At 69.5% G+C, this 14713-nt stretch carries 13 protein-coding genes and 1 tRNA gene; 6 read left to right on the top strand and 8 right to left on the bottom strand.

Annotation, left to right across the window (positions count from 1 at the left end):
• The first annotated feature begins 138 nt into the window (after nucleotides 1-138).
• The 3 genes from ACZ63E_RS31525 to ACZ63E_RS31515 all read left to right on the top strand — a co-directional run bounded on the left by ACZ63E_RS31525 (nucleotide 139) and on the right by ACZ63E_RS31515 (nucleotide 5091).
• Nucleotides 139-2712: a glycosyltransferase gene (locus ACZ63E_RS31525; RefSeq protein ID WP_465339780.1), complete on the top strand. Its 2574-nt coding sequence runs from the start codon at nucleotides 139-141 to the stop codon at nucleotides 2710-2712.
• Nucleotides 2712-4160: a radical SAM protein gene (locus tag ACZ63E_RS31520; RefSeq protein ID WP_465339779.1), complete on the top strand. Its 1449-nt coding sequence runs from the start codon at nucleotides 2712-2714 to the stop codon at nucleotides 4158-4160. The genes ACZ63E_RS31525 and ACZ63E_RS31520 overlap by 1 nt, the downstream gene beginning before the upstream one ends.
• Nucleotides 4161-4251: 91 nt before the next feature.
• A complete protein-coding gene (locus ACZ63E_RS31515) occupies nucleotides 4252-5091 on the top strand; it encodes a GH25 family lysozyme (RefSeq protein WP_465339778.1) in 840 nt (279 codons plus the stop codon).
• Here the strand turns inward: ACZ63E_RS31515 and ACZ63E_RS31510 are convergent.
• Nucleotides 5088-5360, bottom strand: a complete 273-nt coding sequence (locus tag ACZ63E_RS31510) for a hypothetical protein (protein ID WP_465339777.1) — start codon at nucleotides 5358-5360, stop codon at nucleotides 5088-5090. The genes ACZ63E_RS31515 and ACZ63E_RS31510 overlap by 4 nt on opposite strands.
• A gap of 152 nt (nucleotides 5361-5512) precedes the next feature.
• Here ACZ63E_RS31510 and ACZ63E_RS31505 point away from each other — a divergent pair, with 152 nt between their 5' ends.
• The 3 genes from ACZ63E_RS31505 to ACZ63E_RS31495 all read left to right on the top strand — a co-directional run bounded on the left by ACZ63E_RS31505 (nucleotide 5513) and on the right by ACZ63E_RS31495 (nucleotide 7596).
• On the top strand, nucleotides 5513-6736 hold the full coding sequence (locus ACZ63E_RS31505; protein ID WP_465339775.1) for a GDSL-type esterase/lipase family protein: 1224 nt from the start codon (nucleotides 5513-5515) through the stop codon (nucleotides 6734-6736).
• 93 nt (nucleotides 6737-6829) lie between these two features.
• Nucleotides 6830-7219: a hypothetical protein gene (locus ACZ63E_RS31500; protein ID WP_465305649.1), complete on the top strand. Its 390-nt coding sequence runs from the start codon at nucleotides 6830-6832 to the stop codon at nucleotides 7217-7219.
• A 32-nt stretch (nucleotides 7220-7251) separates the two neighbouring features.
• Nucleotides 7252-7596 (top strand): ClpX C4-type zinc finger protein, encoded by a 345-nt coding sequence (locus ACZ63E_RS31495; RefSeq protein WP_465339832.1) that lies wholly within the window; start codon nucleotides 7252-7254, stop codon nucleotides 7594-7596.
• Here the strand turns inward: ACZ63E_RS31495 and ACZ63E_RS31490 are convergent.
• The 7 genes from ACZ63E_RS31490 to ACZ63E_RS31460 all read right to left on the bottom strand — a co-directional run bounded on the left by ACZ63E_RS31490 (nucleotide 7586) and on the right by ACZ63E_RS31460 (nucleotide 14654).
• A complete protein-coding gene (locus ACZ63E_RS31490; protein ID WP_465339774.1) occupies nucleotides 7586-8398 on the bottom strand; it encodes an SAM-dependent methyltransferase in 813 nt (270 codons plus the stop codon). The genes ACZ63E_RS31495 and ACZ63E_RS31490 overlap by 11 nt on opposite strands.
• A gap of 74 nt (nucleotides 8399-8472) precedes the next feature.
• Nucleotides 8473-8718 carry a hypothetical protein gene (locus ACZ63E_RS31485; RefSeq protein ID WP_465339773.1) on the bottom strand — a complete coding sequence of 82 codons (246 nt, stop codon included), beginning with the start codon at nucleotides 8716-8718 and terminating at the stop codon, nucleotides 8473-8475.
• Between the two features lie 263 nt (nucleotides 8719-8981).
• A tRNA-Pro gene (locus ACZ63E_RS31480) sits at nucleotides 8982-9055 on the bottom strand.
• 135 nt (nucleotides 9056-9190) lie between these two features.
• Nucleotides 9191-10369 carry an alginate lyase family protein gene (locus tag ACZ63E_RS31475; RefSeq protein ID WP_465339772.1) on the bottom strand — a complete coding sequence of 393 codons (1179 nt, stop codon included), beginning with the start codon at nucleotides 10367-10369 and terminating at the stop codon, nucleotides 9191-9193.
• Nucleotides 10370-10555: 186 nt separating this feature from the next.
• Nucleotides 10556-12811: a glycosyl hydrolase family 18 protein gene (locus ACZ63E_RS31470; protein ID WP_465339771.1), complete on the bottom strand. Its 2256-nt coding sequence runs from the start codon at nucleotides 12809-12811 to the stop codon at nucleotides 10556-10558.
• Between the two features lie 149 nt (nucleotides 12812-12960).
• Nucleotides 12961-13740 (bottom strand): enoyl-CoA hydratase/isomerase family protein, encoded by a 780-nt coding sequence (locus tag ACZ63E_RS31465; protein WP_465339770.1) that lies wholly within the window; start codon nucleotides 13738-13740, stop codon nucleotides 12961-12963.
• Between the two features lie 2 nt (nucleotides 13741-13742).
• Entirely contained in the window at nucleotides 13743-14654 is a 912-nt protein-coding gene (locus tag ACZ63E_RS31460) for a PaaX family transcriptional regulator (protein ID WP_465339769.1), read from the bottom strand.
• Nucleotides 14655-14713 lie beyond the last annotated feature (59 nt).

The raw sequence follows: 14713 nt of genomic DNA, 5'->3' as shown, positions 1-14713 counted from the left end.
GCGACATGCTGAGGCGTCCGGGGCCGCTGGTCAAGCACTTCCGGCAAAAGGAAAGCGCTTCCTCGTTCACGCGGCCGCCGCCGGCGGGCGCGGTTAGGGTTGGGGCGACGGCGAAGCCGAGACGGGAGTCCGACATCGATGTCAGTCCTTTGGGGCGTTTCTTTCGACGCCACTCCGTTGTCCGGGGTCGTGGTCGAGTTCCTCAAGACGGCGCGCCGGACGGCCGCCCGGGGCCTCCGCGTCCACCTCGACCTCGGCTACGACATCAAGGCCGACAAGGGCGCCTTCTTCCGGCCCTACCGCGACGAGGCCGGGCTGCTGCCCGAGTGGGTCACGCTCGACCGCGTCGAGGGCGTCGAAGACGTCCGCGGTTACGACGGCGCGTTTGTCGAACGGGTGCTGGCGGAGGTCGTCCAGCGCGGCGACGAGAGCCTGCGGCCGGAGGTCGACCGGATCGCCGGCGAGCTGGCCGCGAAGATCGTCGCCACCTGGGAACGCCTCGGCGTGACCATGGTGATGGTCGAGAACGGCACGCTGCCGGAGAACCTCACCTACACCGAGGCGCTCTACCGCGCGATCGACCGGTACGGCGCCCGCCACCGGCTCGGCCGGTTCGTGTTCTGGCGCGACCACGACCTGATGTGGCAGAGCGAGCCGGGCATCGCCAAGTACGGGCGGTTCCCGTACCCCGGGGTGCCCGCGCCGCGGAACTCGCCGCACATCCACTACTTCGCCCTGCACGAGGAGGCCCGGGCGCGGACGCTCGAATGGGTGCCCGGCCTGCGGAACATCGACGTCCTACCCAACGCGTTCACCATCGCGCCCGCGCGGCTCGACGAGCGCAACGCGGCCTTCCGGCGTGACCACGGCATTCCCGAGGACGTCCCGCTGCTGGCCCGGATCACGCGGATCATCCCGCAGAAGCGCATCGACCGCGACCTCCACCTGCTCGCGCTGCTGCCGGACGTGTGGCTGTTCGTCGCGGGCGACGTCGGCGAAGCGCCCGCCGAGCACGTCCGGCTCACGGCGCTGGCGGACCGGCTCGGTGTGCGCGACCGCGTCGTCTTCGGCGGCTGGCTGACGCCGTACGACACCGCCGTGCCCGGCCGCCATTCGGTGCGGGACCTCCTGGCGCATACGTCGGTCGTGCTGTTCCTGACCTCCTACGACTACGAGAGCTACGGCAACCCGGTCAGCGAGGCGATCGCCTCCGGGACGCCGTACGCGACCAGCGGGTACGAGCTCTACGACGTCGTCTACGGCAGTAAGGGGTTCCGGGCGCCGGTGCTGGACATCCGGACCCGCGACCTGCCGGACGCGGCGTTCGCCCGCGAAGTGGCCGAGCTGATCACCGACGAAGGGAAACGAGCGGAAGTGGTGCGGGCGAACTCCGAACTCGGGCAGGCGCGGTTCGGCACCCGGGTCGTCGACGAGCTGGTGGACCGGCTGTACCCGCCGCCGATGGGCGCCGGCACGCGGCTGAGCGTCGTGCTGCCGGTGTACAACGAGGCCGCGAACCTGCCGGAGGTGCTGCGGACGCTGCACGACCAGCAGGACCTGGACAAGGAAAGCTACGAAGTCGTCCTGGTCGACAACAACTCGACCGATGACACCGTGGCCATCGCACACGCCTTCGCGGCGTCCCATCCGGAGCTGGCGCTGCACGTGATCGCCGAACCCGAGCAGGGTGTCTCGTGCGCGCGGCGGGCGGGCATGGACTTCGCCGCGGCGCGCAGCCGCAACCGGCCCGACACCGACCCGGGGGAGCGGTTCTACCTCGTGTCCGCCGACGCGGACTGCCGGGTCGACCCGCACTGGCTGGCCGAGCTGTTCGCGGCGATGGAGACGAGCAAGGCCGCGATCGGCGTCTGCGACTACTACTACAACGCGGAGCACTTCACGAACCGGCCACGGCTGTGGGACGCGATCCAGCGGACGCTGCGCTGCCGCGCCGTCACGTTCTCGCTCTTCGGCGGCTTCCCGGACGGCAAAGGCTTCGCCGTCGAGCGCGACGCCTACGAACGCGCCGGCGGCATCGAAATCTTCTACCAGCTGCAGGACGGCAAGTTCGTCAACCACCTCTCCGACGACTGGGACTTCGGGATCAAGGTCGCCAGCGGCGGCGACGCCATCACCTACGCGCCGCGCTCGCGGGTCGAGATCAACCCGCGGCGCGTCGACCACGCCATCGACGAGGTCATCGCGGGCCGCGCCTACGGCTCGGACGGCATCATCGTCATGCGCGACATCCGGCCTTCGGTGCCGACGACCGCCGTCGACCTCACCGAGGCCGAGGCGCGGCAGGCGTGGGAGTTCTCGATCAAGGACTTCACCCCGAAGAACACGATCCTGCCGGTGCTGCTGACGCCCGCGCTCCTGGAGGACGACGCCGTCATCGCGTTCTTCGGCACGGACCTGGCCGCCCGGCTCGCCCGGCGGATCGCCGAGATCCGCGCCGAGATGCGCGTGGTCGACTTCACGCCGATCCACGCGTACAAGACCCCGTCGTACCGGCTGTACCTCGAGTTCGCCGACGAGCTGTTCGCCTGCCTGCGCAAGCACGTCGGCGAAGACATCGGGCACCCGCCGCCGCTGCCGCCGTGCCTGGCGGAGGTGCCACCCGACCGCTTCGCCGAGTTCGTCCACTACTACTGCGAAGACCGGGAATCGGGCGAAGCCCACAACTACTTCGGCAACGGAGGGGTGTTCTGATGACGCTGGCGTACGAAGCGGCGATCGGCTCGCTGCACGGGCTCGATCCGGCGTGGCCCCGGCCCGCCGTGCTCGACGTCCTCGAGGCGCCGGAGAACCGGCACCTGCTCGACTTCGTCCAGGAGGACCCGTTCGGGGCGCACGTGTTCCCGGGCAATATCCCCGGTTCGCCGTCGGAGTTCCTCAGTGACCTCGACACGCAGCTGGCGTCGTCCGGCCCGATCCACCTCTGGTCCTACATCCCGACGTGCGCTTACCGCTGCCGCTTCTGCCAGTACCCGGTGGTGCTCGTCAAGGGCAAACCCGAGGTGCAGTACGAAAAAGCGAAGCACTGGGTCGACCTCAACATCGCCGAGGCCCGGATGTGGCTCGACGCCGTACCGCACCTGGCCGGCGCCGAAGTGGGGGAGTTCAACGTCTTCGGCGGCACGCCGTCGCTGCTGCCGGAGCCGGAGATCCGCCGCCTGCTGGACTTCTACCGGTCGGAGTTCGGCTTCACGGCCGACACGACGATCCGGTTCGAGGGCGACCCGAGCACGTTCACCCCGGCGAAGCTCGAGCTGCTGCGGGACCTGGGCTGCACCAAGCTGTCCAGCGGAGTGCAGTCCTTCGACGACCACGTGCTGGAGCTGTGCGGACGCGAGCACAGCGCGCAGATGTGCGTCGACTTCGTCCGCAACGCGACGGCGGCGGGCTTCGAGTGGGTCAGCATCGACCTGATGTACGGCCTGCTCGACCAGACCCTCGACAGCGTCCGCCGCGACCTCGACGTCGTGCTGGAGAACGAGGTCACGGCGGTCGTGTGCACCAAGCTGCACCTGGCGTCCTACAGCGACACCCGCACCGGTGTCACCGGCGAGAAGCCGGCCGCGTGGCAGCTGCCGTCCTACCGGGACAAGCTGGTGCGCGACGGCCACCGCTGGCCGACGCTCGGCGAGCAGTACCAGATGCGGGAGCTGCTCACCGACGGCCTGCGCGAGGCGGGTTACGCCGAGCACCCGACGATGTACTTCGCGCGCGACGGCCTCGGGCCCGAGAAGTGGAAGTCCATCATGGTCGACCAGGACAAGCAGGAGGCCGAGGTCGCCATCGGGCTGGGCGGCAGCTCGAGCTGCCGCGCGTCGGAGGCCATCTCCGACGTCAACTCGAAGCGCTACATCGAAACCGTGGAGGCGGGGCGGATTCCCCTGGGCTCGGCGACGCGCTTCACGGCGGAAGCGCAGGAGGCGCGGGCGGTGAAGATGGCGCTGACGACGTTGCAGCCGTTGCGGGACTCCCTGCACGCAGAGCGGTTCCCCGGCCGGTCGCTGTTCGCGGAGCCGTGGCTCGGGAAGTTCCGCTCGCTGGCCTCGCGCGGGCTCGTCCGGCTGCGTCCGGACGACGGCGTCGTCGAACTCACCCCAGTGGGGGAGGTGCTGGTCGAAGCGATCATCACCACCGAGTTATAGATCACTACATCGAGTGACACACCGCTCGCGGGGAGCGACACGGGCAGGCACCATGGGCTGCGAACGTGCCCGTACCGAGATCGGAGCCCCGATGAGCCGAACCGTTGCCGGACACGACGAACAGCGGTGGCGGGCCCGGCTCGCCGCGGCGGGCGCGCTGGCCGCGTTCGCCTCGGTGGTCGTCGCGGTCCCCGCCGAAGCCGCGCCCGACTACTCACTCGCGGACACGAACTTCGCGGGCACGCAGATCGCGCTGCACGAAGGGGTGCAGGGGAGTGCCCGGGTCGACCCGGCCGGGCAGACGCTCGGCCACGACGTCAGCGGGCACCAGGGCCCGGTCGACTGGGGTGCCGCGGCCGCCGCCGGCGCGAAGTTCACCTACGTCAAGGCGACCGAGGGCACCGGGTTCCTCAACCCGCAGTTCATCGGCCAGTACGACGGCGCCCACTCGGCGGGCCTGATCCGCGGCGCGTACCACTTCGCACGGCCGGACATCTCCGGCGGCGCCGAGCAGGCGGAGTACTTCATCGCCCACGGCGGCGGCTGGGGCCCGGACGGGAAGACCCTGCCGGGCGCGCTGGACATCGAGTACAACCCGTACGGCGACGTCTGTTACGGCAAGAGCCCGGCCGACATGACGGCGTGGATCGCCGACTTCACCCGGACCTACCTGGCGAAGGCCAAGCGCAGCGCGCTCATCTACACGAGCACGTCGTGGTGGAAGACCTGCACCGGCAACACCGACCGGTTCGGCAACACCGACCCGCTGTGGCTGGCGCGATACGGCCCGGAGGTCGGCGAGCTGCCCGCGGGCTGGGACAAACAGAGCATCTGGCAGTTCGCCCGCGGCGGCGGCCTGCCGGGCGACCAGAACTACTACAACGGCCCGATGGGCCGGGTGGAGGCGCTCGCCGCCGGGCAGCAGGCCTAGCTGTTCCAGCCGGACAGGTCCGGCCACGGCGGCCGCCGCAGCACCGCGAGGGTGCCGAGCGTCGCCGCGACGAGCCCGGTGGTCACGGCCAGCACCGCGACCAGGGTCGCGTTGACCGCCGGCTCCCACTTGGCCTGGCCGTCGCGGATCGCGAACACGCCGGGTGGCCTGCTGACCGTGATGACGGTGGTGCCGTCCGGGGTCTCGTACGGGTCACCGAAGAGCCGGGGAGGGGCTTCGCCTGGTCGCGGCAGGCCTCTGAGGGTCATGTTCCCCCATCGAACTCGAAACGGGGGTGGTTGACAAGATCGGACAGGACCGCCCCGGTGTCCTTGTCGCCCCGTGACCGGCTCCCTACGATCGGTCAGGAGCGGTGACGCCGGTGTCACCCCGGATGTCCTTTGTGGACCAGGGAGGCGCCGTGCGCAGGATCGCCTTGCTGGCCGCGGTTTCCGTAGCCGCGGCCGTCGTCGTCTCCGCGCCGGGCGCGGCGGGGGCGCGGCCCGCCTGGTTCACCTCGTGGGCCCAGTCGCAGGACGGCCGGGCCGACGCGCCGGTGTCCGGCCGGTCGCTGCGGATGATCACCCACCTGAGCCAGGGCGGGGACGCGGTGCGCGTCCGGCTCCAGAACACGTTCGGCGCCGGGCCGCTGACCATCGGGCACACCACCGCGGGCGTCACCACGGACGGCGCCGCGGTCGCGGAAGCGCGTGATCTGACCTTCGCGGGCGGGCGCGCCGTCACGATCCCCGCCGGCGGCGAGGTCTGGAGCGACGAAACCCGGCTGGTCACGCGCCCGGACACGAACCTCGCGGTGAGCATGTTCGTGCCGGGCACGGCCACACCCGGCCGGCACGGCGCGGCGCTGCGGGACAACTACCTCACCCCGCCGGGATCGGGTGACCACACCGCCGACGTCTCCGGCGGAGCCTTCACTTCGACGGTGGGCTCGACGTACGTGGTGAGCGCGGTCGACGTGCACAACCTCGCGCTGACGGGCACGGTCGTCCCGTTCGGCAGCTCGGTCGTCGACGGCATCGGCAGCACGAACTGCGGCCCGGGCTGCACCCGGCTCGGCGCGGACCGGCGCTGGACCGACGACCTGGCACGGCGGATCGTCGCGGCGTCGGCCCCGCTCGCCGTCGCGAACGCAGGTGTCTCGGGCACCACGAGCGCGAAGAGCTGTCCCGGCTCGCCGCCGTCGATCACCGGGCTGGACGCGCTCAGCCGTCTCGACCGGGACGTGCTGGCGCTGCACGGCGTCCGGTCGGTGCTCTACTACTACGGCACCAACGACCTCGCGTTCGGCTGTGACGCCACGACGATCCTCGACAGCTACCGCGAGGTCTTCCGGCGGCTGCGGGCCGCGGGCATCAGCGTCTACGTCACGCCGAGCACGCCCCGGCCGGGGTACAGCGACCGGAACAACCTGGACCGGCACGAGATCGCGCTGTTCGTCCAGAAGTGGAACACGTGCGGCGGGTTGTGCTCGGGTGTCGTGGACTTCGACGAGGTGCTGAAGGATCCGCTGAAGCCCAACAGCATCCTGGCCGCGTACGACAACGGTGACGGCATCCACGCCAACGCCGCCGGCCAGCAGGCGCTCGCGGACTTCGTTTCCCTGCCGATGCTCACCCGGAGCTGACTCCTCGATCGGGGCCGGTTCTTCACACGATGGCGTGACCCCGCGAGTCGGAACGGCGGGACTGTGCCCGCGGGTCCGCAGAGTACGTCCGTGATGAACAACTCGATGGACGACGCGGGGTGCTGCCTGCTGTCGGTGGCCTGGAACGTCGCCCCGCTGGCCGAAGGCGCACCGGACTCCCGCCGCGGCGACCTCCGGCGCACGGTCGTGGCGGTGTGCCGCACGGCCGGGCACGGCGCCCGGGACTGGGCCGCGCGGAACGGGACGGGCGCCGAAGCCGAGTACCGGCCGTTCCTGCAGCTCGCCGACGTCGCCTACGAGATCGCGACGCTCTTGTTGCTGGTGGAGGACTTCCTGGTCCCGGACCTGGAGCGCGAGCACCGCCGCTGGGCCGAGATCGAGGAGCTGACGGCCCGGCTGACCGAGCTCGCCGGCTGGACGTCGGCGTTCCTGTCCTTGTCAGGGTCACCCTTACGGATGTAAGGTCCACCCTGACAAGGGAGGCCGACGTGGCTGTGATTGCGCACTGTTCGTTCTGCGGAAAGCCCAGCACCGAGGTCGAGACGCTGGTGAGCGGCCCGGGAGTGCTGATCTGCGACGGCTGCGTGCAGCTGTGCGTGTCGGTGATAGCGGGCAAGCCGGCATCGGCTCCGCACATCGCGCCGTGGGAGCACGACCTGTCACTGGAGCAGGTCCTGGCCAACCTGCGCCCGGTAGCGGCGGCGAGCGCGCAGGTGCAGCGGAACCTGGCCGCATGGGTGGGCAAGGCCCGTTCCCTGGGCGGCACGTGGGCACAGATCGGCGAGGCGCTGGGGATGACCCGCCAGTCGGCGTGGGAGCGTTTCGGCTCTACGGCTTGAGGCCAACGCCGGCGTAAAGGCCGTCTTCTTCGGGGTCGACAACGGCGGCCAGCCGGTCGGGCCGCCAGTTCGCCGAGGTGGTCAACCCGGGCTCGACGAGCTCGAAGCCGTCGAAGAGACTGAGAACTTCGGCGCGCGTCCGCGGGTAGATGTGGTCCTGCGTCGACTTCATGGTCTCGGCAACCCGCGGATCCCGCAGCACGGCGAAGTCGTTGGTGAGGTGCGTGAGGGCAAGGTAGCTCCCGGGCGCGAGCGCGTCCCGGTAAGCACGGAAGACGGCATGGATGTCCGGCTCGGGCGGCAGGTAGTGCCCGAGGGTGATGGCCAGCAGTCCGACGGGTTTCCCGAGGTCGAGGAGTTCCTTGACGGGCTCGGACGCCAGGATGGCCTCGGGATCGGTGGCATCGGCTTCCAACGCGGCGGCGCGGGAGTTGCCCTTGAGCAACATGAGACTGTGCGCGACGGCAACGGGTTCATGGTCGACGTAGACGACCGTGGAGGCGGGGTCGACTTCCTGCGCGACTTCGTGCACGTTGCCGACGGTGGGGATGCCGGAGCCGAGGTCGAGGAACTGCCGGATGCCTTGGTCGAGCAGAAACCGCACGACCCGCCGGAGGAAGGCCCGGTTGCGCCGGGCCACGGTGGCGACTTGGGGTTGGATGGCCTCGAGTTGTTGCGCGACGGCCCGGTCCGCGGCGAGGTTGTGGGCTCCGCCGAGCAGGTAGTCGTAGATACGCGCGGCACTGGGCCTGGAGATGTCAGCTCCAGGCGGAATCCAGTCGGCGCCTTCCTGGTCGGTCACAGCTCCCCCTCTTCACAGGCTCGGGCCACCTTAGCGGTCGGGGGTGCCGGGCCGCTTCGCTTTCGCTGACTCGCTCAGCGCCCGTTCGAGACGACGACGATCACGATCGTTGCGATGGTGACGAGGATGGGGATGAGGACGAGAACCGTGAGCAGCATCCGCTTGAGTTTGTAGATGGCCAGGAGCGTCTCAAGCTTGAGCTGAAGGTCGGCTTCATCGGTGTTGTCGGCTTGCAGAATCCGGCTGACCACCGGGATCAGCTCGGGGCTGTTCATCTCCCGTGGGGTGATCATGCCGAGTTCGATCAGGCTGTCCGCCATAGGGATCTCCTTCGCGACCTTGTATCCGCACGGTCGCAGGAGGTGGGGGAGCTGTTACGTGCACGGCGCGGTGTGCCCGAGATCCTGTGGTCGCCGCACATGCGGGCTCGTCGGTCGCCGAGTCCTCGCGGTCACGGCCGCCTCCGACCTGAATGCCCTGTGCCGATGTCGCACTATCTTGCATTGGACGAGGCATTTAGTGTCCGAAGTTGTCTCAGACATGAAAAAAGCCACGCCCACCTAAGTGAACGTGGCTGATCCGGTCGGGCTGACAGGATTCGAACCTGCGACCCCTTGACCCCCAGTCAAGTGCGCTACCAAACTGCGCCACAGCCCGGACCCGCACTTCTCAGTGCGTACGAGTACTCTAGCGCGCCTCCGAAAGGACCTTGTAACCAGGGTCCCCCGCCCGCCTGACCTGCGGAAACCTGGCGGAAGCCGGAGCCGCGGGCAGGGCGGGCGAGGGACGAGGTCACGCTGGGTTGTTCGCGTGGGTCAGCGTCTGCCACGCCACGAACAGGGCGTTCGTGCCGGCCGGGCGGCGGGACTCCGTCAGTGTCTGTGTGTTGGCCATCGCGATGCCCAGGCGGCCGTGGAGGGCGTTGAACCCCACCTCCGTCACCGGGCCCAGACCCTTCTTCACGCTGCCCTTGCACAGCCACGACGGCACCGCCGTGCCCAGCTCGTACTTCGACTGGAACCCCAGGGCCTGGCGCAGGCGCTCGCCCACGTCCGTGCCGTACACGTCCTGGCCCTGGATGCGGAGCGTCTCGGCCACGTCCGCGATCGCCGCTATTCCGTAACCCGTGTGGACGAAGTCGCGGCATGTTTCCTGGGTCAGGCCGTCCACGAATGTTCCCTGGCCCTGCCAGTAGCCGACGATCTGGTCCCGGGTGGACAGACCGCTGCCGGGGACCGTCTTCGGGAGCGCGCCGTCCGAGGACAGGTAGATGTACGCCGCCACGCGGTTGCGGTATCGGGTTACCGCCTTGTCGTAGTTCGTCTTGTCCTCCAGGAACACCGAGATGCCTACCGCGGCCTCCATCATGGACAGTTCCCAGTTGCCGTTGCTGTTGCTGCCGTTGATGATTTTGTTCAAATACACGTTACGCAGCATCGTGCCGAAGCGGCCCGAGTTCGGCCAGCTCGTGTACGTGTACTTGATGATCTCCGCCGCGCGGGGCCAGGACGAGCCCGCCCATCCTGTCTGCAGGGGCGCGTTGCTGTTGGTGTGGTTGGTGATCGTCGCCGACCACGCGTCCATCAGCGCGATCGCCTTCTGCGCGTACCTCGCGTCGCCGGAGATGTACCAGATCAAGGCGTCGGTGTACGCCGCGATCGCGTCCTCGCGCTCGTCCGTGCAGCCGTAGTTCGGGTCCGAATACGGGCCGCATTCCACGACGGAACGGGGTTTCGCGGTGCGCGAAAGCGATGCGTACGTGCTCGCTTTGGCCTGGTCGTAAGCGCTTTTCCACGGCTGGGCGCCGGCGTTCACCTGCGCCTTCACGAAGTCCAGCTGCGGACGGCTGACCAGCACGCCCGGGTGGGTGAACGTCGCCGGCGCGGCGGGCGCCGGCGTGGCGATCAAGCCCAGGGCGAGCGGGACGAGGGCGGCGAGCGTGAAGACTTTTCTCACGCGGGATGCGGACATGGCTCTCCTCGAGACGACGGTGTCTGGGTCACCAGCGCGCGGCTGCGTCTGTAGTTTCATGGTCCAGACCACCGCCCGTCAAGGCTCGGGAAGCCCTTTCTTCGGGTTCTGAATAAAAGACCCGGGAAATGTTCAGCCCGCTGAACGGAAGGCGTTTTCCGTTCAGCGGGCTGAATCCGGTGACCGCTAGCCGAGACCCGCGCTGACCGCGTTCATCAACGTCCCGTTGTCACCCGACATCTCCCACGCCATGACGCCGAGCAGCCCGCGCTGCTTCAGCCACGTGGTCTTCAACCCGATCGACCACGCGTCGTCGTAGGTCCACCACTGGCCGCCGTTGCCGGTGAAGCACGACGTCGCCACCGCCGCCGTGTCGTGGTAGACCGTGCACGCGGGCACGCTCGCGAGGAGGTTCGCATAACCCCGCGTGCCCGCCTCCTCGGCGAACTGCCCCGGCGCCGCGCCGGTCGCGGACTGCCATTCGCCGTGCTTCCCGCCGTCGGCGACGCCCTGCCAGCCCCGGCCGTAGAACGCCAGCCCGAGCGTCAGCCGCCGTGGATCGACGCCTGCGTTCGTGTACGCGTTGATCGCGGCTTCCGCGCTGAAGTGGAAGTTGTACGGGTCGTCCGCGTCGGCGTACAGGTTGCCCTGGTGGCCGGTGCGGTTCGGCTCCCACGAGTTGTCGCTGCCCGAGCCGTGGAAGTCGTACCCCTGCACGTTCGCGACGTCCAGGTACCTGAAGATCTTCGACAGATCCCACCCGGCGGTGACCTTCGCGGGGTCCGCCGGGGTGAAGGCCTGCAGCTGGTAGCGCTTGCCGGTGGTCGCGCCGTACGCGTCGAGCTGCGTGCGGAACTCGGCCATCAGCGCCGTCAGGTTGTTCTTGTCGTTCGGGCTCCAGTGGTTGCCGGGGTGGCCGTCGGCGCTGCCGGGCCACTCCCAGTCGATGTCGATGCCGTCGAAGATCCCGGCCGCGGTGCCCGGGCCGCCGGCGCCGCCGTAGGACGCGATGTTGCCCTTGATCCACGTGTCGATGCACGAGGAGACGAACTTCTTGCGCGACGCGTCCGTGGCCGCGACGTCGGAGAAGTACTTCGAGTACGTCCAGCCGCCGAGGGACACGAGCACCTTCAGATTGGGGTGCTTCACCTTGAGCTTCTTCAGCTGGTTGAAGTTGCCGCGCAACGACTCCCAGCCCGTGTCGGCCACGCCGTCGACGGACTGCGCCGCCGCGAACGGCCGCGAGTAGTCCGCTTCGGCGTCACCCGCGCCGTCACCCTGGCTCGGGTCCTGCGGGTTCGCCGTGGTGCCCTTCGTGACGCCGGAAAGGCACGTCAGGTTCACCGGGTCGATGTTCTCGAACGCGTACAGCAGGTGCGTCAGCTTCGCCGCCGCGCCGGTCGTTTCGAGGTTCTTCACGAAGTACTGGCGCCCGTAGATGCCCCACTGCACGAAGTACCCGACCTTCGCGTACCCCGCGACGATGTCGCCGGTCTTCGCGGTGACGGCGTTGCTCGGCGCGGACACGTTGTCGTAGCCGTCCCGGGCTCGCACCGTGAAAGTGTACGAAGTGGACGGTGCCAGTCCGGTCACGACCGCGGACGTCGTGGTCACCGTCGTGGCCAAAGTGGAACCGCGGTAGACGTCGTAGCTGACGACACCGGTGTTGTCGGTCGACGCGGCCCACGTGAGCGACACCGAGGTCGCGTCGGCGGCGGTCGAGCGCAGCGAACCGGGCGCGGACGGCGGCGAAGTGTCGTCGGCCGGGTTGTTCGTCGTCACGGCCAGTGCCGCGCTCGCCGGGGACGTCGTCCCCTTCGAGTCCTTGGCCTTCACTGTGAACGAGTACGCGGTGCCCGGCGTCAGCCCGCTGATCGTCGCGCTGGTCCCGGTCACCGACGCGGCCAGGGAAGTCCCCTGGTAGACGTCGTAGCCGGTGACCGGCAGCGATCCGGCGGCCGAAGTGTTCCAGGCCAGCGAGACGGCCTTGGTCGTCTTCGCGACCAGGCGCAGGTTCGCCGGCGCGCTCGGCGGTGTGTCCGGTGAACCGTCGCAGTTGGCGTTGTCGACGCGGCACTGCGCCGGTGTCGCCGCGGCGCTGAGGCGGAAGGTCGGGCTGTACGGGTAGGTGGTGCGGCCCGGCGCGAGGGTCGCGATGTAGTACGCCGGGGTGAGCGTGACCTGGGTGCCGTTCTGGGTCACCGTGCCGTTTTCGCCGGTGCCGGCGGTCACGCCGGCGGGCAGGGTGAAGGTGATCGCCCAGTTGCTCACCGACGCGGTTCCGGTGTTGGCGACGGTGTAGGTGCCGGTGGTGCCGCTCATCGCCAGGGTGGCGGTCAGCGAACCGGCTGCGGCGGCGGGTGGCGCGAACGCGGCCACGCCGCCGACCGCGATCAGTACGGCGGCGAGCGCGGAGCGTAGTCGTGCGGGAGTGCGTCTCATGGCGGTTCTCCAAGCGGCACGAAGCTGACGGACTGTGGTCTAGACCACGTCCGAATGTAACCCGCACCGGATAACCGGTCTAGACCACATCGATCAAGACGAAACGGGTGCGCGCCCGAACGGCCGAAGCCGTTGTCCGAACGGAGGTTTCACCGTCCGGTGAAGGTCGCTTTCCCCGGTCCGTCGGCGAGGAACGACTTCACGGCGTTGCGAAGGTCCTCGGTCTCGAACAGCGACGCGGCGATGGAAGTGATGTGCGCGTTGGCTTCGGGCACCCCGCCGGCGGAGAAGTGGTCGAGGACGCGCTTGGTCGCCGCGTGGGCCTGGGTCGGACCGGACGCCAGCCGCGCGGCGAACGCCCGGGCGGCGTCGTCGAAACCCTCGTCCGGCAGGACGCGGTTGACGACGTTCCAGCGCTCGAGCGTCGCGGCGTCGTAGGTGTCGCCGGTCATCACGAACTCCTTCGCCCGGCCGACGCCCGCCCGCGCGGCGAGCCGCTGGGTGCCGCCCATGGTCGGGGTCAGGCCGACGACCTTCTCGACCAGCCCGAACTTCGCCCGCGAAGCGGCGAGGATGAGGTCACAGGCCACGGCGACCTCGAAAGCCCAGGTCAGGCAGAGGCCATGCGCGGCGAACACGGTCGGGAAGGGCAGCGCGGCGATCCGGTCGGGCACCGCCAGCATCTCGTCGAACAGCACCTTCGCCTCGGCGGGCGAGCCCTGGGCGTCGAACAGCGAGACGTCCACGCCACCGCTGACGATCTTGCCCTCGGCGCGGATCAGCAGCGCCCGCGCGGGGGCTTCTTCGAGGGAGCTGATCGCCGACGCCAGCGAGGTCTGCAGTGAAGCCGTGTACAGGTTCAACGGCGGGGCGTCGACGGTCAGGACGGCGAGCCCGCCGTCACGATCGAGGCGGACCTGCTGAGTCATGTTCACCCTGCTTCTTCGGCTTCGACGATGTCGTCCCAATACTGCTGGGCCTCGGGGCGCCAGTCGACGTGTTTGTGATGGAACAGCTCCGCCGCTTTCGTCCCGCTCCACTTCGCCGGCAGGAGCTCGGCGGGCAGCTGCGGGTCGAGGAACGGGAACCGCCGCCACTCGTGCACCAGCTCGGTCTGCGCCCGCAGCACCGCGCGGCCGCCGGTCGGGTGCAGGCCGGTGAACCGGTCGATGAAGTCCTCGTAGCGGTCCTTCAGCTCGGTCAGGTCCCACGACCGGGCGACCATGGACTCCTGCTCGCCGATCTCGCCGTACGCCGCGGTGAACGACATCGCCTGGGCGTCGAGGCCGAGCTCGTTGACGATCTGCTGGGCCTCCCGCTGGCGGCTGCGGTCCGGGCTGACCCACACCCCGGCCACCGGCGAGCCGAAGCCTGCCCAGGTCAGCCGGGTGCGCAGGCGGTGACGCAGGTCACGCTTGGCCTCGGGCACCGAGACGATGAGCATCAGCCAGTGGCCGTCCCAGCGGCGTTCCTCCCGGCCGAACGCGTAGATCCGGTCGGCGCCCTCGGTCAGCAGCCGGCGGCCGGGCGGGGTGAGCGACCAGCGCACCCGGCGGCCGACGCGCTCGGAGACCACCCAGCCCTCGGCCGCGGACCGGGCCAGAGCCTGCCGTGCCGACTTCTCCTCGATGTCGAGCATGCCGAGCACCTCGACCAGCATCGACGTCCAGACCGGGGTGTCGCGCGGCAGCGCGTACTCGCCGAGCACGGTCATCAGCAGCGACCGGGCGCTGGCGTGGCTGACCTCGCGCCGGCGGCTGACCTGCGGCCGGGGCGCGGACGGGCGGCCTTCCCTCGGTTTCGGCCTGCGGCCGAGGGTGACCGGGGGAGCGGATTCGCCCATCTGTGTTCACCAACCTCACTGCACGGGGGGTATCGACAACCGAACAGGTTACCCACACT

The organism is Amycolatopsis sp. NPDC104819, from assembly GCF_055583145.1.
This window is presented reverse-complemented; position numbering and strand designations above follow the sequence as displayed.